General features: G+C 71.7%; 16 protein-coding genes. 13 read left to right on the forward strand and 3 right to left on the reverse strand.

What is annotated here, in order from left to right; genetic code table 11:
* Positions 1-19: 19 nt before the first annotated feature.
* The 4 genes from ACIRD7_RS06050 to ACIRD7_RS06065 all read left to right on the forward strand — a co-directional run bounded on the left by ACIRD7_RS06050 (position 20) and on the right by ACIRD7_RS06065 (position 7,237).
* Complete coding sequence (locus tag ACIRD7_RS06050) at positions 20-1,276, forward strand: glycosyl hydrolase (RefSeq protein WP_403450285.1); 1,257 nt, start codon at positions 20-22, stop codon at positions 1,274-1,276.
* The gene (locus ACIRD7_RS06055) at positions 1,273-3,279 is read left to right on the forward strand and encodes an endo-beta-N-acetylglucosaminidase (protein WP_403450287.1); all 2,007 of its coding nucleotides are present in this window, start codon (positions 1,273-1,275) and stop codon (positions 3,277-3,279) included. The genes ACIRD7_RS06050 and ACIRD7_RS06055 overlap by 4 nt, the downstream gene beginning before the upstream one ends.
* 33 nt (positions 3,280-3,312) lie before the next feature.
* Entirely contained in the window at positions 3,313-6,324 is a 3,012-nt protein-coding gene (locus ACIRD7_RS06060; protein ID WP_403450290.1) for an alpha-mannosidase, read from the forward strand.
* Between the two features lie 97 nt (positions 6,325-6,421).
* The gene (locus ACIRD7_RS06065; RefSeq protein WP_403450293.1) at positions 6,422-7,237 is read left to right on the forward strand and encodes an N-acetylmuramoyl-L-alanine amidase; all 816 of its coding nucleotides are present in this window, start codon (positions 6,422-6,424) and stop codon (positions 7,235-7,237) included.
* A 120-nt stretch (positions 7,238-7,357) separates the two neighbouring features.
* Here the strand turns inward: ACIRD7_RS06065 and ACIRD7_RS06070 are convergent, their stop codons facing one another.
* Positions 7,358-8,059, reverse strand: a complete 702-nt coding sequence (locus ACIRD7_RS06070; RefSeq protein WP_403450296.1) for a FadR/GntR family transcriptional regulator — start codon at positions 8,057-8,059, stop codon at positions 7,358-7,360.
* A 176-nt stretch (positions 8,060-8,235) separates the two neighbouring features.
* Between ACIRD7_RS06070 and ACIRD7_RS06075 the strand changes: the two genes are divergently transcribed.
* The 8 genes from ACIRD7_RS06075 to ACIRD7_RS06110 are packed head-to-tail and all read left to right on the forward strand — an operon-like array spanning position 8,236 to position 16,069.
* Positions 8,236-9,306 carry a sugar ABC transporter substrate-binding protein gene (locus tag ACIRD7_RS06075; protein WP_403450298.1) on the forward strand — a complete coding sequence of 357 codons (1,071 nt, stop codon included), beginning with the start codon at positions 8,236-8,238 and terminating at the stop codon, positions 9,304-9,306.
* The gene (locus ACIRD7_RS06080; protein ID WP_403450301.1) at positions 9,303-10,805 is read left to right on the forward strand and encodes a sugar ABC transporter ATP-binding protein; all 1,503 of its coding nucleotides are present in this window, start codon (positions 9,303-9,305) and stop codon (positions 10,803-10,805) included. Before ACIRD7_RS06075 ends, ACIRD7_RS06080 begins: the two co-directional genes overlap by 4 nt.
* Positions 10,798-11,823, forward strand: a complete 1,026-nt coding sequence (locus tag ACIRD7_RS06085; RefSeq protein WP_403450304.1) for an ABC transporter permease — start codon at positions 10,798-10,800, stop codon at positions 11,821-11,823. The genes ACIRD7_RS06080 and ACIRD7_RS06085 overlap by 8 nt, the downstream gene beginning before the upstream one ends.
* 38 nt (positions 11,824-11,861) lie before the next feature.
* Positions 11,862-13,223: an L-fuconate dehydratase gene (locus tag ACIRD7_RS06090; RefSeq protein WP_403450307.1), complete on the forward strand. Its 1,362-nt coding sequence runs from the start codon at positions 11,862-11,864 to the stop codon at positions 13,221-13,223.
* Entirely contained in the window at positions 13,220-13,975 is a 756-nt protein-coding gene (locus tag ACIRD7_RS06095; protein ID WP_403450310.1) for an SDR family NAD(P)-dependent oxidoreductase, read from the forward strand. Before ACIRD7_RS06090 ends, ACIRD7_RS06095 begins: the two co-directional genes overlap by 4 nt.
* Positions 13,972-14,919: an aldo/keto reductase gene (locus ACIRD7_RS06100; RefSeq protein WP_403450313.1), complete on the forward strand. Its 948-nt coding sequence runs from the start codon at positions 13,972-13,974 to the stop codon at positions 14,917-14,919. Before ACIRD7_RS06095 ends, ACIRD7_RS06100 begins: the two co-directional genes overlap by 4 nt.
* A complete protein-coding gene (locus ACIRD7_RS06105; RefSeq protein WP_403450315.1) occupies positions 14,916-15,230 on the forward strand; it encodes an L-rhamnose mutarotase in 315 nt (104 codons plus the stop codon). Before ACIRD7_RS06100 ends, ACIRD7_RS06105 begins: the two co-directional genes overlap by 4 nt.
* The gene (locus ACIRD7_RS06110; RefSeq protein ID WP_403450318.1) at positions 15,227-16,069 is read left to right on the forward strand and encodes an amidohydrolase family protein; all 843 of its coding nucleotides are present in this window, start codon (positions 15,227-15,229) and stop codon (positions 16,067-16,069) included. The genes ACIRD7_RS06105 and ACIRD7_RS06110 overlap by 4 nt, the downstream gene beginning before the upstream one ends.
* Before the next feature lie 32 nt (positions 16,070-16,101).
* Here ACIRD7_RS06110 and ACIRD7_RS06115 read toward each other — a convergent pair whose 3' ends face one another.
* The gene (locus ACIRD7_RS06115; protein ID WP_403450321.1) at positions 16,102-16,419 is read right to left on the reverse strand and encodes a cupin domain-containing protein; all 318 of its coding nucleotides are present in this window, start codon (positions 16,417-16,419) and stop codon (positions 16,102-16,104) included.
* Positions 16,420-16,522: 103 nt separating this feature from the next.
* Positions 16,523-17,944 (reverse strand): lipase maturation factor family protein, encoded by a 1,422-nt coding sequence (locus tag ACIRD7_RS06120; protein WP_403450324.1) that lies wholly within the window; start codon positions 17,942-17,944, stop codon positions 16,523-16,525.
* A gap of 176 nt (positions 17,945-18,120) precedes the next feature.
* Here ACIRD7_RS06120 and ACIRD7_RS06125 point away from each other — a divergent pair, with 176 nt between their 5' ends.
* On the forward strand, positions 18,121-20,208 hold the full coding sequence (locus tag ACIRD7_RS06125; RefSeq protein ID WP_403450327.1) for a SpoIIE family protein phosphatase: 2,088 nt from the start codon (positions 18,121-18,123) through the stop codon (positions 20,206-20,208).
* Positions 20,209-20,211: the final 3 nt, after the last annotated feature.

A 20,211-nucleotide genomic window follows, 5' to 3' on the forward strand; every position in this document is an offset into this window, starting at 1 on the left:
CTCCGTCACAAGGACACGCATGCCTTCTGCCGTGCGCTTCGGCGTCAACTACACCCCGAGCGAAGGGTGGTTCCACCACTGGCTCGACTTCGACCTCGACTCCGTACGCGCCGACCTGGACTCCATCGCGGCGATCGGCCTCGACCACATCAGGGTCTTCCCGCTGTGGCCGTACTTCCAGCCCAACCGCACCCTGATCCGCCCCCGTGCCGTCGAGCAGCTGGTACGACTCGTCGACGCCGCGGCCGAACGCGGCCTCGACGTCAACGTGGACGGCCTGCAAGGCCACTTGAGCAGCTTCGACTACCTCCCCGCCTGGACCCGCACCTGGCACCGCCGCAACCTCTTCACCGACCCGGATGTCCTCGACGGCCAGGCCGCCTACCTGCGCACCCTGGCCGCCGCCCTCGCCGACCGGCCGAACTTCCTCGGGATGACGCTGGGCAACGAGGTCAACCAGTTCTCGGCGGGCCCGCACCCGGACCCCGACCGGGCGACCGAGGCCGAGATCGACCGCTGGCTCACGCGCATGCTCGCCGCCTGCGAGGAGGGCGCCCCCGGGCGGCTGCACCTGCACGCCGAGTACGACGCCACCTGGTACCAGGACGACCAGCCGTTCACACCGGCCCAGGCGGCCCGGCACGGCGGCGTCACGGCCGTCCACTCCTGGGTCTTCAACGGCACCGCCCAGCGCCACGGCCGTACCGCAGTCCCGGCCGAGCACCACGCCGCCTACCTCGTCGAGCTGAGCAAGGCCTGGGCCGACGACCCGCACCGCCCCGTCTGGCTCCAGGAGGTCGGCGCGCCCGCGCCCCTGATCCCGCCCGAACACGCCGCCGCCTTCACCGAGGCCACCGTCACGCACGCCCTCGACTGCCCCGACCTGTGGGGCATCACCTGGTGGTGCTCCCACGACGTGTCCCGTGAGCTGGCCGACTTCCCCGAACTCGAATACGGCCTCGGCCTGCTGACCAACGACCGCAAGCCGAAGGACACGGCCCGGGTGCTGGAGCGGGCGGCGCGGGGGACGCCGCCGACTCCCGCACGACGTACGACGGCACTGATCGTCCCCGCCGATCCGGCCACCCGCTCGCTCTGCGCCCCCGGCGGCCCGGTCTTCGACGCCTATTTCCGGCTGGTCGCCGACGGCGCCCGCCCCACCACCGTCCTCGACGTGCGCGCCGCCGACCGGGAACACCTCGCGGCGCGCGGCATCACCGAGGTCGTCGCTCCCGATCAGGTACTCCCCACCCCACCAGGAGGCACCCGCTCGTGAACCCCACCAGACGCACCGTCCTCATCGCCGCCGCCACGGCCGCGATGCTCCCCTCGAGCCCGGCCGGGGCAGCGCCCGGTGCCAAGGCCGCCGCCCTCCAGCCGTACGCCTCCTACTGGTACCCGGACTCGCTGCCCTCCGGCACCCCGGGCACCGGCATCACCTGGCGCAGCCTGAAGTCCTGGCGCCCGGCCGACGACGCGGACCTCGCGTTCAACGCGTCGAGCGTCCCGCTCGCCCCGCGCTTCACCCCGGCCCCGGCCAACGCCACCGCCCGCGCCGGCCAGGCCCGTATCCAGTCCCTGGTGTCCTTCGGACCCACCGCGAGCAACCCGTCGCAGGGCTCGGCCACCGCCGACTACTACGCCCTCACGCACTGGGCGTACATCGACGAGCTGGTGTTCTGGGGCGGCTCCTCCGGAGAGGGCCTGATTCTCGCCCCGAACGCGCCGATCGTGGACGCCGCCCACCGCCACGGCGTGCCGGTCCTCGGCAACATCTTCCTGCCGCCGGTCGCCTACGGCGGGCAGTTGCGGTGGACCCGTGACCTGGTGCAGAAGGACGCGGCCGGGAGGTATCCGCTGGCCGCTCAGCTGGTCGCGGTAGCGGCGGCGTACGGGTTCGACGGATGGTTCGTCAACGCCGAGACGAGCGGCGGGAACTCCGCACTGGGCGCGGACATGCTCGGTTTCCTGCGCGAGCTGAAGACGCTCGCCAAGGCCAAGGGGCAGCGCGTCACCTGGTACGACTCGATGACCGTCAACGGCACGGTCAGCTGGCAGGGGGCGCTCAACTCCCAGAACGAGGCCTTCTTCCAGGCCGCCGATGACATGTTCGTCGACTTCCGCTGGACGGCCGCGAAGCTGGCGTCGTCGGGCGATCGCGCGGGACAACTCGGCCGCAGCCGCTACGAGTTGTGGGCCGGCGTCGACGTGGAGTCGAACGGCTGGAACTCGTCCGTGAACTGGGACGCGATCGTCCCGCGCGACAAGGCGCACGTCGTGTCGGTCGGCTTCTACCGGCCCGAGTGGACGCGCAACCACCTGCCGGCCGAGGGCCGGACCCCCGGCGACTTCCACGCCGCCGACGACCGGTTCTGGACCGGCCGCTCACTGGATCCGTCCCGCCCGGACGGCACCGACAGCTGGCGGGCACCGGCCGTGTCCGTCGCCGACCGCTCGACGGTCACCTCGATGCCGTTCGCGAGCGTGTTCAACACCGGGCACGGGCTGCGCTGGTACGAGGACGGGGTGGTGACGTCGGACGCGCCGTGGAACCACCTGGGCCTGCAGGACCGGCTGCCGTCCAGACGCTGGGTCGTGCACACCGACGGTCAGCGACCCGCGGTGACCTTCGACTTCGCGGCCGCGTGGCACGGCGGGAGCAGTGTGCTCGTCGACGGGGCACTGGACCGGCCGGCGGTACTGGACGTGTACGCGACCCGGCTGCCGATCAGCGCCGACACAGTGGTCGAGCTGACCCATCGGGCCGACGCGGGCGCCGTGAAGGTCGAGTTGGCCGTCGCCATCGCCGAGCCCGCCACGCCCGGGGCCACACCGCCGTACACCTACTACCCCGTGACCTCCGGCAGCGGCTGGCAGACCGCGACCGTAGGGCTCACCGGCCTGACCGGCACCGTGCGCGCGATCGGGGTCCGGCTCAGCTCGGCCGACGGCGGTCCGGTGCGGTGGCGGCTCGGCGGCCTCGCCGTCCGCAACGCCCCGCAGACACCGGCGGCGCCCGTCGGCTTCCGGATCACCGCGGCCTCGGGCGGCGACCTGCGTCTCGCCTGGACCCCGACGCCCGGCGCCGTACGCCACCACACCCTGCACCGCCTCCTGCCCGACGGCACCCGGCGCTTCCTCGGGGGCACCTGCCAGAGCGCGTACTTCCTCGGCGGCCTGAAGCCCGAACAGGGCGAGCAGGAGGCACGGTTCGAACTGCGTGCCGTAGGGGAGCTCTACACCACGTCGGCCCCCGCGACCGTCACCCACCGCTGGTAACCACCCGCCCGGACGACCTACGGAGCATCCCGCATGCATGACGACCGCAACCTGGTCGAAGCCCGCCTCAAGCGCGTCCTCGACGAGCGCGTCCGCCCCGCCGTGTACCCCGAGTCCGTGCCGCTGGACGTGGCGGTGTGGCACGCGCCCGGCGAGCCGGTGCCCGTCGCCGAGGGGCTCGCGGCCGAACCCGAGCCGATCGAGGTGGGCGCCCGCTGGGGTGCTCCGTGGGGCACCAGCTGGTTCCGGGTCACCGGGACCGTGCCCGAGGCGTGGGCCGGCAGGACCGTCGAGGCCCTGCTCGACCTCGGGTTCGACGAGAACATGCCCGGCTTCCAGTGCGAGGGCCTGGTGTACCGGCCCGACGGCACCCCCGTGAAGGGCCTCAACCCGCGTAACCAGTGGGTGCGGATCGGCGCCCCGGTGGCGGGCGGCGAGGAGGTGCGGCTGCACATCGAGGCCGCCTCCAACCCCGTCATCCTCGACTACCACCCCTTCCTGCCCACGCGGCTGGGCGACAAGGAGACCGCCGGCAGCGAACCCCAGTACACGCTCACCCGCATGGACCTCGCCGTCCTCGACGAGAACGTCTGGCAGCTCGTCATCGACCTGGAGGTGCTCGGCGAGCTGATGGCCGAGCTGCCCGTGGAGTCGGCGCGGCGCTGGGACATCCTGCGGGCGGTGGAGCGGGCGCTCGACTCGATCGACCTCCAGGACGTGAACGGCACGGCCGCGCGGGCCCGGGAGCGGCTCACCGGTGTGCTCGCCACCCCCGCCGTGCCGTCCGCCCACCGCATCAGCGCCGTCGGGCACGCGCACATCGACTCGGCATGGCTGTGGCCGCTGCGCGAGACCGTGCGCAAGGTGGCCCGTACTACGTCCAACATGACCGCCCTCGTCGAGGACGAGCCCGACTTCGTCTTCGCCATGTCCCAGGCCCAGCAGTGGGCGTGGGTGAAGGAGCACCGGCCCGAGGTGTGGGCGCGGGTGAAGAAGGCCGTCGCCGACGGGCGGTTCGTGCCGGCGGGCGGGATGTGGGTGGAGTCGGACACCAACATGCCCGGCTCCGAGGCGATGGCCCGGCAGTTCGTGCACGGAAAGCGGTTCTTCCTCGACGAGTTCGGCATCGAGAACGACGAGGCATGGCTCCCCGACACCTTCGGCTTCGCCGCCGGACTTCCGCAGATCATCAAGGCGGCCGGCTCCAAGTGGCTGCTGACGCAGAAGATCTCCTGGAGCCAGACCAACAAGTTCCCGCACCACACCTTCCGGTGGGAGGGCATCGACGGCACCCGGATCTTCACGCACTTCCCGCCCGTCGACACCTACAACTGCTCCATGAAGGGCAGCGAGATCGCCCACGCGGCCCGCAACTTCAAGGACAAGGGTGTCGCCCGGCACTCCCTCGCCCCGACCGGCTGGGGCGACGGAGGCGGCGGCACCACCCGCGAGATGATCGCCAAGTCCGCCCGGCTGCGCGACCTGGAAGGCTCGGCCACGGTCGTCTGGGAGACCCCGGACGCCTTCTTCCGCAAGGCCGAGGCCGAATACCCCGACGCGCCCGTCTGGGTCGGCGAGCTCTACCTCGAACTCCACCGGGCCACCCTCACCAGCCAGGCGAAGACCAAGCAGGGCAACCGCCGCAGCGAACACCTCCTGCGCGAGGCCGAGCTGTGGGCCGCCACGGCCGCCGTACGGACCGGGTTCCCCTATCCGTACGAGGAGTTGGACCGGATCTGGAAGACGGTGCTGCTGCACCAGTTCCACGACATCCTGCCCGGCTCGTCCATCGCCTGGGTGCACCGCGAGGCCCGCGCCACGTACGAGCGCCTCGCGGGCGAGCTGGACGCGATCATCACCTCGGCGCAGCGGGCGCTGGCGGGTGCGGGCGAGGCCGAGCTCGTCTTCAACGCGGCCCCGCACACGCGGGCCGGCGTACCGGCGGGCGGGGCACGCGTCCCGGTGACCGAGGGGCGGACGGCACTCACACCGCGCCCGGGCGGCGGGTTCGTCCTCGACAACGGGCTGCTGCGGATCGAGATCGACGCTCGGGGTCTGGTCGTGTCGGCGTACGACATCGAGGCCGACCGCGAGACGGTCGCGCCGGGGGCCGCCGCCGGGCTCCTCCAGCTCCACCCCGACTTCCCGAACATGTGGGACGCCTGGGACGTCGACGAGTTCTACCGGAACACGGTCACCGACCTGACCGACCTGGACGAGATCGTGCCCGAGGGCGACGGCGTGCGGATCGTACGGTCCTTCGGCGACTCCCGCGTCACCCAACTGCTGTCCCTCGCGCCGGGGGAGCGGCGGCTGCTGCTCGACACCGAGGTCGACTGGCACGAGACGGAGAAGTTCCTGAAGCTGGCCTTCCCGCTCGACGTGCACGCGGAACGGTACGCCTCGGAGACCCAGTTCGGGCACTTCCACCGCCCCACGCACACCAACACCAGCTGGGAGGCGGCCAAGTTCGAGGCCTGCAACCACCGCTTCGTCCACCTGGAGGAACCGGGCTGGGGCGTCGCCGTCGTCAACGACTCGACGTACGGCCACGACGTGACCCGCACGGTTCGCACCGACGGCGACCTCGGTACGACCACCACGCTCCGCGTCTCCCTGCTGCGCGCCCCGCGCTTCCCGGACCCCGAGACCGACCAGGGCGTCCACCGCTTCCGGCACGCGCTGGTGCCGGGCGCCGGTGTCGGGGACGCGGTGCGCGAGGGCTGGCGGATCAATCTGCCGGAGCGGCGGACCACCGGTGCCGGGGAGGTGGCCCCCCTGGTGACGGTGGACCGGGACGCGGTCGTGATCACGGCCGTCAAGCTGGCCGACGACGGCAGCGGGGACGTGGTGGTGCGCCTCCACGAGGCCCACGGCGGCCGGGCACGGGCCACGCTGACGGCGGACTTCGAGGTCGTGGCCGTCGCGGCGACGGACCTGCTGGAACGCCCGCTGCCGCGGACTCCGTCGTACGACGGCTCGCGGATCGCGCTGCGGCTGCGGCCGTTCGAACTGGTGACGCTGCGGCTGCGGCGGGCCGCGTAGCCCGGACGGGGGATGGTGGCGCGCTCCTGTGGAACGGGGCGCCAAGCGCCCTCAGACTCAAGGGCATTGGCGTCCCCATCGCGCCCTGGAGGCACTCTTGAAGCTCGTCACGCGCGCCCAACTGGGCTGGCCCGCATCCGCCGCACCCGCCCAGCCCTCGGCCGAGGGCGTGAAGGTCCACTACGAGGGCGCGCCGGTCAGCGTGAAACTCCTCGACGACCACGACCTCTGCCTCGCCAAGTGGAAGGCGATCCGCGAGGACCATCTGGCCAACCCGAAGGAGAACTACTCCGACATCGCCTACAACTACGGCGCCTGCCCGCACGGTCATCTCCTGGAGGGCCGCGGCCTCGGCAAGCGCACCGGGGCGAACGGCAACCAGGAGCTCAACCGCGCCCACTACGCGATCTGCGGCCTGGTCGGCTCCGAGGGCCTCACCAAGCCGACGGACGCGATGCTCCACGCGATCCGTGACGGCATCGAACTGCTGCGCCGCCACGGCGCCGGCAACGAGATCAAAGGCCACAGGGACGGCTTCGCCACGAAGTGCCCCGGGGCGCACCTGTACGCATGGGTGGAGAAGGGGGCGCCGCGCCCCGGCGGTGCGCCCACCGTGCCGGGTCCGCGTCCGGTCGTCGACCTGTCGAAGGTGATCGCCGCGGCCCTGCACGACCCGGCCAAGGCCGGCACACCGGTGTCGTACGCCGGTGTGCGGACCGTGGAGAAGGCGCTCGTCGCGGAGGGCCTCCTCGACGTGAAGTACGCGGACGGCCACTTCGGCGGGGCGACCGTCAAGGCCTACTCCGGCTGGCAGGAGCGGTGCGGCTACACCGGCGCGGATGCCAACGGGATCCCCGGGCAGGTGTCACTGGACCGGCTCGGCGAGGCCCACGGATTCGACGTGCGGCCGTAGGAACCGGCGCCCGTGTTCGGCGTACGGCCGTAGGAACGGCGCCGGTTTTCGACGTGCGGCCGTAGGAACGGAACGGGTGTTCGACATGCGGCCGCAGGACCCCGCGCCGGTGGGGGAGGGTCACCCGCCGAGCTGCGCCCGCAGCCACTCCTCCACCTCGCCCACATGCGCGGCCGCCGCCGCGCGGGCCGCCTCCGGGTCGCGGGCGACCAGGGCGCGGTGGATCGCGGCGTGCTCGCGCCGGGTGCGGGTGAACGCACCCTCCTCCTGGTAGCCGCGCCAGACACGGGCGCGGAACGTCCGGGAGGACAGGCCCTCCAGGATCGCCGCCATGGTGTCGTTGCCGGCCGCCGCCGCGATCTCCCGGTGGAAGGCCAGGTCGTGGGCGAGGATCTCCTCGGGGTCCTCCGTGGCGTTCATCGCCGTCAGATGCTTCTCGACCTCCGCGAGCTGGTCGGGCGTGATCCGCGCGGCCGCCAGCGCGGTCGCCGTCGACTCCAGGATGCGGCGCACCTCCAGCAGCTCCACCAGGCGCGGGCCCCGGGACAGGTCGGCGACCACGCCGAACGTCTCCAGCAGGTCGCCCGCCTCCAGCTGGGTGACGTAGATGCCCGAGCCGTGCCGGGCCTCCAGCACCCCGAGCACCGTCAGCGCGCGGATCGCCTCGCGCATCGAGCTGCGGGAGATCCCGAGCCGCGCGGCCAGATCGCGCTCGGTTGGCAGCCGCTGGCCGGGCTCCAGCCGTCCCTCCGCGATCATCGCCTTGATCTGCTCGATGGCGCGCTGCGTCACGGTGCCCTTCTGCGGGGCTGTCTCGTCCACGCCATCCTCCTGTCGCCGGGTGAGCCGCAGTCTAATCTCCAGGGTGGTCGGACCACTATGGCTGAAAGCCGCGAAAATTAGGGGACTGAGGGTGTTGCATCGCCGAAGTGGTCTGATAAATATGCGGGCATCTGCTCGAACCATGTGCTCGATCACGCTCAACGAGGAGCCGCCAGATGCCCGGCACGACAGCGCGGAAGCAGAACAGGTCACGGATGGTCAGGGCGGTGTGCGCGGTCGCCGGCGCCTCGCTCGTGCTCGCCGCGTGCGGCAGCACCAAGGACACCGGCGCCTCGAGTGCCGAAGGCGGCGGAAGCGGCGAGGTCGGGGTGATCCTGCCCCTGCTGACCTCGCCGTTCTGGCAGTCGTACAACGACTACGTGCCGAAGATGGCCGACTCCGAAGGCGTAGACACGCTCAAGACGGTCAACTCGAACAGTGACCCCTCGCAGCAGATCACCGACATCAACAACCAGCTCAACCAGGGCGTCAAGGGCCTCGTCGTCGCCCCGCTCGACAGCGCCGCCATCGAGGCCGGCCTCGACCAGGCCGAGCGCAAGGGCGTACCGGTCGTCGCCGTCGACGTGGCGCCCGACAAGGGCAGGGTCGCGATGGTGGTGCGCGCCAACAACGTCGCGTACGGCGAGAAGGCCTGCGAATACCTCGGCGGGAAAATCTCCGGCGGCAAGGTCGTGCAGATCATGGGCGACCTCGCCTCCGTGAACGGCCGCGACCGCTCCGAGGCCTTCCGCGCCTGCGTGAAGAAGAAGTACCCCAAGCTGAAGGTCCTGGAGATACCGGCCAAGTGGGAGTCGGACACCGCGGCCTCCAAGCTGGACACCCTCCTCAACGCCAACCCCGACATCAAGGGCATCTACCTGCAGGCGGGCGGCGTCTACCTCGCCCCCACCCTGCAGACCCTGAAGTCCAAGGGAATGCTGAAGAAGGCCGGGCAGGCCGGGCACATCGCGATCGTCTCCAACGACGGCATCCCGCAGGAGTACGACGCCATCCGCAAGGGCGAGATCGACGCGACCGTCTCCCAGCCCGCCGATCTGTACGCCAAGTACGGCATGTACTACATCAAGGCGGCGATGGAGGGGAAGAAGTTCGAGCCCGGCCCCACGGACCACGACTCGACCATCGTCAAGCTGCCCAGCGGCATCCTGGAGGACCAGCTCCCCGCTCCGCTGGTCACCAAGGACAACGTCGACGACCCCAAGCTCTGGGGCAACACGGTCAAATGACGACTCCACTCGTGCAGGCGCGGGACATCGTCAAGCGCTACGGCCCCACCACCGCGCTCGCCGACGGCCGGCTGACCGTCCTGCCCGGCGAGTCGCACGCCCTCGTCGGCCGCAACGGCGCCGGCAAGTCGACCCTGGTCCAGATCCTCACCGGGCTCCAGGCCGCCGACGAGGGCGAGGTCCGCTTCGACGGCGAGCCCGCGCCCCCGCCGGCCGACCGCGACGCCTGGCGCCGCAAGGTGGCCTGCGTCTACCAGAAGCCCACCGTCGTACCCGAGCTGACGGTCGCCGAGAACCTGTTCATCAACCGGCAGCCCCTCCGGCGCGGATTCATCAGCTGGCGCAGCCTGCGCGCCGAGGCCGCCGAACTCCTCGCCACCTGGGACGTGCACGTCGACCCGGAGGCCCGCACCGCCGACCTCAAGGTCGAGGACCGCCAAATGGTGGAGATCGCCCGGGCGTTGAGCTTCGGCGCCCGGTTCATCATCCTCGACGAGCCGACCGCGCAGCTCGACAACCGCGAGATCGAGAGGCTGTTCACCCGCATGCGGGCGCTCCAGGATTCCGGCGTCACCTTCCTGTTCATCTCGCACCACCTGCAGGAGGTGTACGAGGTCTGCCAGACCGTGACGGTCCTGCGCGACGCGCGCTGGATCACCACGGCCCCGGTCGCCGAACTCCCGCGCCGGGCGCTGGTGGAGGCCATGGCGGGGGAGTCCCTGGAGGCCATCGCCGAACAGGCCGTGGACCCCGGGGACGTCGACCACGAGGCCCCCGTCCTGCTGGACGCCCGCGGGCTCACCTCACCGGCGTACCGGGACATCGACCTCACCGTGCGCCGCGGCGAGGTCGTCGGGCTCGCCGGCATCAGCGGCAGCGGCAAGGTGGAGCTCGCCGAGTCCTTCGCGGGGCTGCACAGCCCGACCGGCGGCACCGCCGAACTGGACGGGAACCGGCTGCCGTTCGGCGATGTGCGGGCCGCCCTCAAGGCCGGCGTCGCCTGTGTGCCCCGCGACCGGCACGACCAGGGCCTGGTCGCCGGCATGACCATCGGCGACAACGCCACCATGAGCGTCCTCGACCGGCTCGGCCGCTTCGGCTTCGTCGGCACCGAACGCAAGCGCGGCCTCGCCACCGCCCTCATCGAACGCCTCGACATCCACACCGAGGGCCCCGGGCAGCCGGTCTCCGACCTGTCCGGCGGCAACGCGCAGAAGGTCGTCATGGCCCGCGCGCTGGCCTCCGACCCCCGGCTGCTCGTCCTGATCAACCCCACCGCGGGCGTCGACGTGAAGTCCAAGGAATCCCTGCTGTCCCGAGTGGACAGCGCCCGCGAGGACGGCATCGCCGTGCTCGTCGTCTCCGACGAACTCGACGACCTGCGCCGCTGCGACCGGGTCCTCGTCCTGTTCCACGGCCGCGTCGTCGCCGAGCACCCGGCGGGCTGGCGCGACCACGAGCTGATCGCCTCCATCGAAGGAGTGGACAACCATGGCTGACACCAAGGCCCCTCCGGCCCTGCCGGTGAAGGTGCCGGACGCCCGTGCCGCCAGGACGGTCCTGCTCCGCCGGGCCCGCGAACTCGCCCTGGTCCCGGCCCTGTTGCTGCTGCTGGTGCTCGGCGCGCTGGTCAACGACTCGTTCCTCACCGAACGGAACCTGATCTCGATCCTCGGCGCCTCCGCCGCCCTCGCGATGGTCGTGCTGGCCGAGTCGCTGGTCCTCATCACCGGCAAGTTCGACCTGTCCCTGGAGTCGGTCGTCGGCATCGCGCCAGCCGTCGGGGCGCTCCTCGTGCTGCCCGCCGCCCAGTCCGGCTGGGGCACCGAACTCCCCGCCGCCCTCTCCCTGCTGGCGGTCCTCCTGGTGGGCGCCGCCGTGGGCGCCTTCAACGGCATCCTCGTCGTGAGGTTCAAGCTCAACGCGTTCATCGTGACGCTCGCGATGCTGATCGTGCTCCGTGGACTGCTGGTCGGCGCGACCAAGGGCAAGACGCTGTTCGGGATGCCCGACAGCTTCTACTCCCTGGCCACCACGACCTTCCTCAACATCCCGATGTCGGTCTGGCTCGCGGCGGCGGCCTTCGCGATCGCCGGGCTCGTGCTGAAGTACCACCGCGTCGGCCGCGCCCTGTACGCCATCGGCGGCAACGCGGACGCGGCCCGCGCGGCCGGCATCCGGGTCGAGCGGGTGATGCTCGGCGTGTTCGTCGTCGCGGGCACCCTCGCGGCCGTCGGCGGGATCATCCAGACGGGTTACGTCGGCGCGATCAGCGCCAACCAGGGCAACAACATGATCTTCACCGTGTTCGCGGCCGCGGTGATCGGCGGCATCAGCCTGGACGGCGGCAAGGGCACCATGTTCGGCGCCCTGACCGGCGTACTCCTGCTGGGCGTGGTGCAGAACCTGCTCACCCTCGCCCAGGTCCCGTCGTTCTGGATCCAGGCCATCTACGGCGGAATCATCCTGGTCGCCCTCATGATCGCCCGTGTCACCACGGGCCGGGCCCAGGACTGACCACGGCTGCCAACCGCCCCTCGACGGAAAGGACTTCAGTGTCCCAGGCCCACGGCACCCCCACCCGCGTCACCGCGGTCGACACCTACGACATCCGCTTCCCCACCTCGCGCGAGCTCGACGGCTCCGATGCGATGAACCCGGACCCCGACTACTCGGCCGCGTACGTCGTACTGCGCACGGACAGTCAAGAAGGCGTCGACGGGCACGAGGGCCACGGGTTCACCTTCACCATCGGGCGGGGCAACGAGATCCAGGTCGCCGCGATCGAGGCGCTGCGCGGCCATGTCGTGGGCCGGTCCGTCGAGGAGCTGTGCGCCGACCCGGGGACCCTCAACCGCGACCTGATCGGCGACAGCCAGCTGCGCTGGCTCGGCCCCGAGAAGGGCGTGATGCACATGGCGATCGGCGCGGTCATGAACGCCGTGTGGGACCTCGCCGCCAAGCGCGCCGGCAAACCGCTCTGGCGGCTGCTGGCCGACGCCGACCCGGAGTGGATCGTCCGGCAGATCGACTTCCGGTATCTCACCGACGAGCTCACCCCCGAGGAGGCGCTGGCGATGCTGCGCCGGGGCCGCGAGGGCGCACAGGAGCGCGTCGCCCGGCTGCTGGAGCGCGGCTACCCCGCCTACACCACCTCGGCCGGCTGGCTCGGCTACGACGACGACAAGCTCACCCGGCTCGCCGCCCAGGCCGTCGCCGACGGCTTCCGGCAGATCAAGCTGAAGGTCGGCGCCGACCTGGAGGACGACGTACGGCGCTGCCGCGTCGCCCGCTCGGTGGTCGGACCGGACATCCGCATGGCGATCGACGCCAACCAGCGCTGGGACGTGGCCGAGGCGATCCGCTGGACCAAGGCACTCGCCGAGTTCGACCCTTATTGGATCGAGGAGCCCACCAGCCCCGACGAGGTCCTCGGCCACGCGGCGATCCGCGAGGCCGTCGCCCCGGTGAAGGTGGCCACCGGCGAGCACGTGCAGAACAGGGTCGTCTTCAAGCAGCTCCTGCAGGCCGGCGCCCTCGACGTCGTCCAGATCGACGCGGCCCGCGTCGGCGGCGTCAACGAGAACCTCGCCATCCTGCTGCTCGCCGCCAAGTTCGGGGTGCCCGTGTGCCCGCACGCGGGCGGTGTCGGGCTGTGCGAACTGGTGCAGCACCTGTCGATGTTCGACTACGTGGCGGTCACCGGCACCACCGAGGACCGGGTCATCGAGTACGTCGACCATCTGCACGACCACTTCCTCGATCCGGTGGTGATCAGGGAAGGTCACTACACGGCACCCGCCGCGCCGGGCTTCTCGGCCGCCATGCGACCCGAGTCGATCGCGCGGTACACGTTCCCCGGCGGTGAGTTCTGGGCCGCCGACCTCCGGACGCAGAAGAAGGGACAGGCGGCATGAGTGACTTCGACGGTCTCAAGGCGCTGGTGACGGGAGGTGCCTCCGGCATCGGCCGGGCCACGGCCGAACTCCTCGCCGCGCGCGGCGCCCAGGTCGCCGTGCTCGACCTGGACCCGTCGTCCGTCGACAAGCCCCTGCTCGCCCACCGCGCCGACGTGAGCGACGACGCGTCCGTGCGCGGGGCCGTGGCGGACGCCGTGGAGCACCTCGGCGGACTGGACGTGCTGGTCAACAACGCGGGCATCGGCGCCCTCGGCACCGTCGAGGACAACGACGACACCGAGTGGCACCGGGTCATGGACGTCAATGTCGTCGGCATGGTCCGGGTCTCCCGCGCCGCCCTGCCCCACCTGCGGCGGTCCGAGCACGCGGCCGTCGTCAACATCTGCTCCATCGTCGCCACCGCCGGGCTCCCGCAACGGGCGCTGTACAGCGCGACCAAGGGCGCCGTGTACGCGCTCACCCTCGCCATGGCAGCCGACCACGTCCGCGAGGGCATCCGCGTCAACTGCGTCAACCCCGGCACGGTCGACACCCCCTGGGTGGGGCGACTGCTCGGCTCCGCCGCCGACCCGGCCGCCGAACGCGCCGCCCTGGAGGCCCGCCAGCCCACCGGCCGGCTCGTCTCGGCCGCCGAGGTCGCGGGCGCCGTCGCCTACCTCGCGAGCCCGCTCTCCGGCGCCACGACCGGCACCGCCCTCGCCGTCGACGGCGGCATGCAGGGCCTGCGACTGCGGCCGGTGGAGCAGTGAGCATCCCCCGGGGACTCGGCTTCGGAGCCGCCGTCATCGGCAACCTCTACACCGAGGTCACCGACGAGCAGGCCCAGGCGGCGGTGTCCGCCGCCTGGCAGCGCGGCATCCGCTACTACGACACCGCGCCGCACTACGGCCTCGGACTGTCCGAACGCCGCCTCGGCGTGGCCCTGCGCGAGCACCCGCGCGAGGAGTACACGGTCTCGACCAAGGTGGGCCGCCGCCTGGAGCCGCGGACCGGCGGCGGCGACGACCTGGCGAACGGCTTCGCCGTCCCCGCCACCCGGCGCCGCGTGTGGGACTTCACCGCGGACGGCGTCCGACGCACCCTGGAGGCGAGCCTGGAACGGCTCGGCCTCGACCGCGTCGACATCGTCTACCTGCACGACCCCGACGACCACGCCGAACAGGCCTTCCGGGAGGGCTATCCGGCCCTGGAGAAGCTCCGCTCCGAGGGCGTGGTCGGCGCGATCGGCGTCGGCATGAACCAGGCGGAGATGCTCACCCGCTTCGTCCGCGACACGGACGTCGACGTGATCCTGTGCGCGGGCCGCTACACGCTGCTCGACCAGAGCGCGCTCACCGAACTACTGCCGGCGGCCGTGGAGCGGGGTGTCTCCGTGGTGATCGGCGGCGCCTTCAACTCGGGTCTGCTCGCGGACCCGAAACCGGGGGCGACGTACAACTACGCCCAGGCGCCCGCGGAACTGCTGGACAAGGCCCTGCGCATGAAGGAGACAGCCCGGCGCCACGGCATCAGCCTGCGCGCCGCCGCACTGGCCTTCTGCGTGGCCCATCCGGCGGTGGCGAGCGTCCTGGTCGGCGCCCGCTCGGCCGCCGAGGTCCACGACTGCGCTGATCAGTTCGCCACCCCGGTGCCCGCCGCTTTCTGGCAGGAGCTGCGGGACACCGGACTCCTGGACACCGAGGAGCCGGCATGAGGGTCGCCCTGCACACCCAGGTCCGCGCGGACCGCGTCGCCGAGTACGAGGCCGCCCACCGTGAGGTGCCGGCCGAGCTCACGCACGCGATCCGGGCCGCCGGGGTCACGGCCTGGACGATCTGGCGCAGCGGCACCGACCTCTTCCACCTCCTGGACTGCGAGGACTACGGCCGCCTCCTCGCCGAGCTGGAGAAGCTGCCGGTCAACCTGGCCTGGCAGGCCCGCATGGCCGAGCTGCTCGACGTGGTGCACGACTACTCGGCCGCGGGCGCGGACGCCCGCCTGCCCGTCGTGTGGGAGCTGCCGTGACCGTCGTCGACGCCCACCACCACGTCTGGGACCTCTCCGTGCGGGACCAGGACTGGATCACGGGACCCGAACTCCAGCCGCTGAGAAGGAACTTCTCCGTCGGCGACCTGGCCGACGAGGCGGGGCCGGCCGGCGTCGGCCGTACCGTCCTCGTCCAGACGGTCACCGTCGCCGAGGAGACCCCGGAGTTCCTGGCCCTCGCCGCCGAGCACGAGCTGATTGCGGGAGTCGTCGGCTGGACCGACCTCACCCGTCCGGACGTCGCCGAGGAACTGGCCCGGCTGCGTGAGCTGCCCGGCGGGCCGTACCTCAAGGGCATCCGCCACCAGGTGCAGGGCGAGCCCGACCCGCAGTGGCTGCTGCGCGCGGACGTACGGCGGGGACTGACCGCCGTCGCCGAGGCGGGGCTGGTCTACGACCTGGTCGTACGGCCCCACCAGCTGCCCGCCTGCGCCAAGGCCGCCGCCATTCTCCCCGGACTCACCTTCGTCCTCGATCACCTGGGCAAACCGCCGATCGCCGCCGGCACCCGCGAACCCTGGGCGACGGACCTCCGCGCCCTCGCCGCGCTCCCCAACACCGCCTGCAAGCTCTCCGGCATGGTCACCGAGGCCGACCTCGCGTCCTGGACCCCCGACGACCTGCGTCCGTACGCCGACACGGTCCTGGACGCCTTCGGAGCGGACCGGTCGATGTTCGGCTCGGACTGGCCGGTTTGCACGCTGGCGGCGACGTACGGCGAAGTGCTGGACGCCGCCGCCGAGTTGACCTCCGCGCTCTCCGACGCCGAACGCACAGAGATCTTCGAGGGCACCGCCGCTCGTGTCTACGGTCTTTGACGGCGGCCCGGCGCGAGACGGCCCGCTCGTCCTCAGCTCCGTTCCGGCCCGTCGACGTTGAAGGTCGACTCCCCTCCGGCGCCCGCACGCACGACGACGATGTCGGCGGGCTCGGCCGAAGGGTTGCTCTCGCGGTGAACGGCGCCCTTGGGGACGTGGATGAAGTCACCGGGGCCGGCCTCCACCGTGTTCGCGCCGTCCGGGCCGAACTCCATCCTCAGCGCGCCGGTGAGGACGTAGATCACCGATTCCCAGTCGCCGTGGTGGTGCCAGCCGGAGACCATGCCCGCCTCGGTGCGGACGAATCCCGACCAGGTCCCCTCGGTGGCGAACGCCTCCTGCCGGTCCATCCCCGGAGTGGGCGGCCCGGGCCTTCGGCCATCGGGTGTGACGACCCTGACGCGATCCTGCTGACTGGTCATGGCAAGTCCCTTTCTCGCGAGCCTTCGAACCTCACGACCTCTGACTCATCCCCGCCAGCCGCGTGGGCGGCAGATACTCCCGCACATACGTCCGTTCCCAGCACGCGCCCGTCTCCCGCAGCTCGCGCCAGGTCGTGTAGCGGTAGCGGAAGAGGCGGGCGCGGATGTGGCGGGGCGGCTCGTCGGGCGGGAACGGCGAGTGGCGCAGCAGCCGCAGGGTGTCGCGGTCGTTCTCCAGGAGCCGCTCGACCAGGCCGCCGAACCACGATCCTGCGTAGGCGGGGGACAGCGCGGCGAACCACATCAGCCAGTCCAGCCGCAGGTGGTAGGGCGCGAACTGCCGGGGCCAGCGGCGGGGGTCGCCCGGTTTGCCCCTGAACTCGTACTCCCGCCAGTCGGAGTCCTCGCGCGGGACGTCGTCGGAGGTGCCCTCGATCACCACCTCGTAGCGGGTCCTGCTGACGCTGCCGAACGCGCCGTAGGTGTTGACGAGGTGCAGCGGGTCGAACGAGCGGTTCATGATCTGGCGGCGGGAGATCATGTTGGCGACCGGGTGGTAGCTCAGGGTCAGCAGCAGCACGGCGACCGCCAGGACCACGACCTCGTACCAGAGCGGCGCGTCCGCGACGGCCGGCGGATTGCCCGGGAACCGGACCGCCGACAGGGCCAGCACGATGGTGATCCAGTTCAGCCAGGAGAAGTTGCCGGACAGGACCAGCCACAGCTGGGTGACGATCATCAGCGCGGCGGCGGCCGTCGCGATCGGCTGCGGGGTGAAGAGCAGGACGGGCACGACGAGTTGGGTGACGTGGTTGGCCGCCACCTCGACGCGGTGCACGGGCTTCGGCAGATGGTGGAAGAACCAGCTCAGCGGGCCCGGCATCGGCTGGGTCTCGTGGTGGTGGTCCAGGCAGGTGAGCTTGCGCCAGCACTCGTCGCCGCGCATCTTGATCAGACCGGCGCCGAACTCGACGCGGAACAGGATCCAGCGCAGCAGGAACAGCACCACGACCGGCGGCGCCACCTCGTCGTTGCCGAGGAAGACGGCGAGGAAGCCGACCTCCAGCAACAGCGACTCCCAGCCGAACGAGTACCAGGTCTGGCCGACGTTGACGATCGACAGGTACAGCGCCCAGGGGACCAGCCACAGCAGCATGGCACCCCACAGCGGCAGCATCGAGTCGAGCCCGGCCAGCAGCGCCGCCGACACCGCGCAGCCCGCCCACGCGCAGGCGGCGAAGAAGCGGTCCGAGTAGTGGAGTTGGAACACGCTCGGGGCGGCCCTGAAGCGCACCCGCGCCACGAAGGCCGGCACGGGCAGCATGCCGCGCTCGCCCGTCAGCGCCCGGAACTGAAGGGCCGCCGTCAGGAAGGCGACGAGGTACACGCCGGCCAGAGCCCGCTGGAAGACCAGCCGGCTCGTCCAGTAGTCCGGTGCGACGAACCAGTCCACGGCCGAACCCCTCCTCTCCTCATTGTCGCCCCCTCAGCTCGGTGACTCTCCGTATACCACTTCCCCGGTTGTGTAACCCGAGCGGCCCGGCCCCCTGCCGGTCGTCCACGGCGAGCGGGCGATTCAGTTCTGTCGTCCCAGTCGAAGAATCCGGCAAATACTGGCAAGGTGGCCCCATGGTTGATCGGGGAGCGAGCGCCCTGTCACTCCCGGACGACTGGCCCGCCCACCCGGACCCGATCCTGGCGCTCAACCGCATGGGTACCTTCGACTGGGACCTGGACAGCGGCGTGTTCCACATGGACGCCCAGGCCCACGACGTCTTCGACCTTCGCCCCGACGAGTACGACGGCAACCCCGCGACCCTGGCCGTACGAGTGCCGCCCCCGGAGGGCTACCGGCTGGACGGCCTGGTCTCGCAGGCCATGAAGGACGGCAGCGAGAACTACGGCGCCTACTTCCGGATCCGCTGCCGCGACGGCACCCTGCGCTGGACCCACACCCAGGGCTACATCCGGCGCGACGAGACCGGCCGCCCCCGCCGCATCGTCGGCATCGTCCGCGACGCCACCGACGAACTCGCCGAGAGCAAGGACCGGCGCGAGGAGGCGGCCGACGACGAGGCCCGCCGGGAGCAGACCAACGTCGTCCAGCTCACCACGGCCGCGCTCGCCCACGCCCGCACCATCCAGGACGTCATCGACGTCCTCAAGGACACCCACGGCCTGACCCATCTCGGTGCCAAGAGCCTGGTGATGGGCCTGGTCGAGGCCGGCCGCATCCGGCTGGTCGCCGAGGGACCCGCCGGCAGCTTCGTACCCGGCACCCTGATCACCCGGATCGACGAGCAGTACCCGATGAGCGAGGTCGTACGGACCCTCAGCCCGCGCTTCATCGAGTCGCCGGAGGAGTTCGCGGAGAGCTACCCGGTCCTCTGGCCGCACATCACCGACCTGCACATCACGTCCGCCGCCTACATGCCGCTGATCGCCCAGGCCAGGCCCATCGGTGCCATCGGACTCCTCTACAGCGACCGGCTCGGCTTCTCCCCCGAAGAGCGCAACGTGCTCGTCGCCCTCGGGAGCAGCATCGCGCAGAGCCTGCAGCGAGCCATGCTCTACGAGCAGGAGAAGGACCTGGCCACCGGCCTGCAGCAGGCCATGCTGCCCCGCACCATCCCGAGCGTCCCCGGCGCCGACGTCGCCGTCCGCTACCGTGCCGCCGGCTCCGCGGGCTCCCTCGGCCGGGACATCGGCGGCGACTGGTACGACCTCATCCCGCTGCCGGGCGGACGGGTCGGCGCCGTCATCGGCGACGTCCAGGGCCATGACACGCACGCCGCCGCCGTCATGGGCCAGCTGCGCATCGTCCTGCGCGCCTACGCCGCCGAGGGGCACACCCCCGCCACCGTGATGGCCCGCGCCTCGGTGTTCCTGCACGAGCTGGACACCGACCGCTTCGCGACCTGCCTGTACGCCGAGGCCGACCTGTCCACCGGGGTGGTGCAGGTGGTGCGGGCCGGTCATATCGACCCGCTGATCCGGGAGCCCGGCGGCGCCTGTCGGCGCGTCTCCGTCGAGGGCGGGCTGCCGCTCGGTCTGTCCGCGGAGTTCGGGCAGCTCGAATACCCGGTCGGCACGATCGAACTGGACTCCGACCACACCCTGCTGCTGTGCACCGACGGCCTGATCGAACAGCCCGGCGCCGACCTGGACGACGGCATGCAGACCCTCACCGCCCTCATCGCCACCGGCCCGGAGGACGTACGCGCCCTCGCGGACAGCCTCATCGACGTGGCCGAGGAACGCGGCGGCGACGACGACGTGGCGCTGCTCCTGCTGCGCCGCCGCGTCCTGGACGCCCCGCAGGCCGGCGGCCGCCTCCAGCAGCACGTCGCGCCCGGTGACCCCGAGGCGCTCACCGCGGCCCGGCACATGATCCGGGCCGCGGTGCGTGCGTGGGGCGCGGCCGAGCGGGCCGACGAGATCGAACTGGCCGCCGACGAGCTGATCACCAACGCCCTCATGCACACCGAGGGGGCCGCGGTCGTGACCCTGCGGGTCCTCGCCGGCTCCGACCGCCGGCTGCGCGTCGAGGTCGAGGACTCCTCCAGCGCCCTGCCGCGCCGCCGGGAGGCGGGGGAGTCGGGTGTCTCCGGCCGTGGACTGCTCCTGGTCGACCTGCTCACGGACGTGTGGGGCGTGGAGGCGCGCGGCGGCGGCAAGGCGGTGTGGTGCGAGTTCGTGGTGCCGGAGCGGAGCTGAGGC

It is taken from the genome of Streptomyces sp. NPDC093568 (genome assembly GCF_044764945.1).
Classification (GTDB): Bacteria; Actinomycetota; Actinomycetes; order Streptomycetales; family Streptomycetaceae; genus Streptomyces.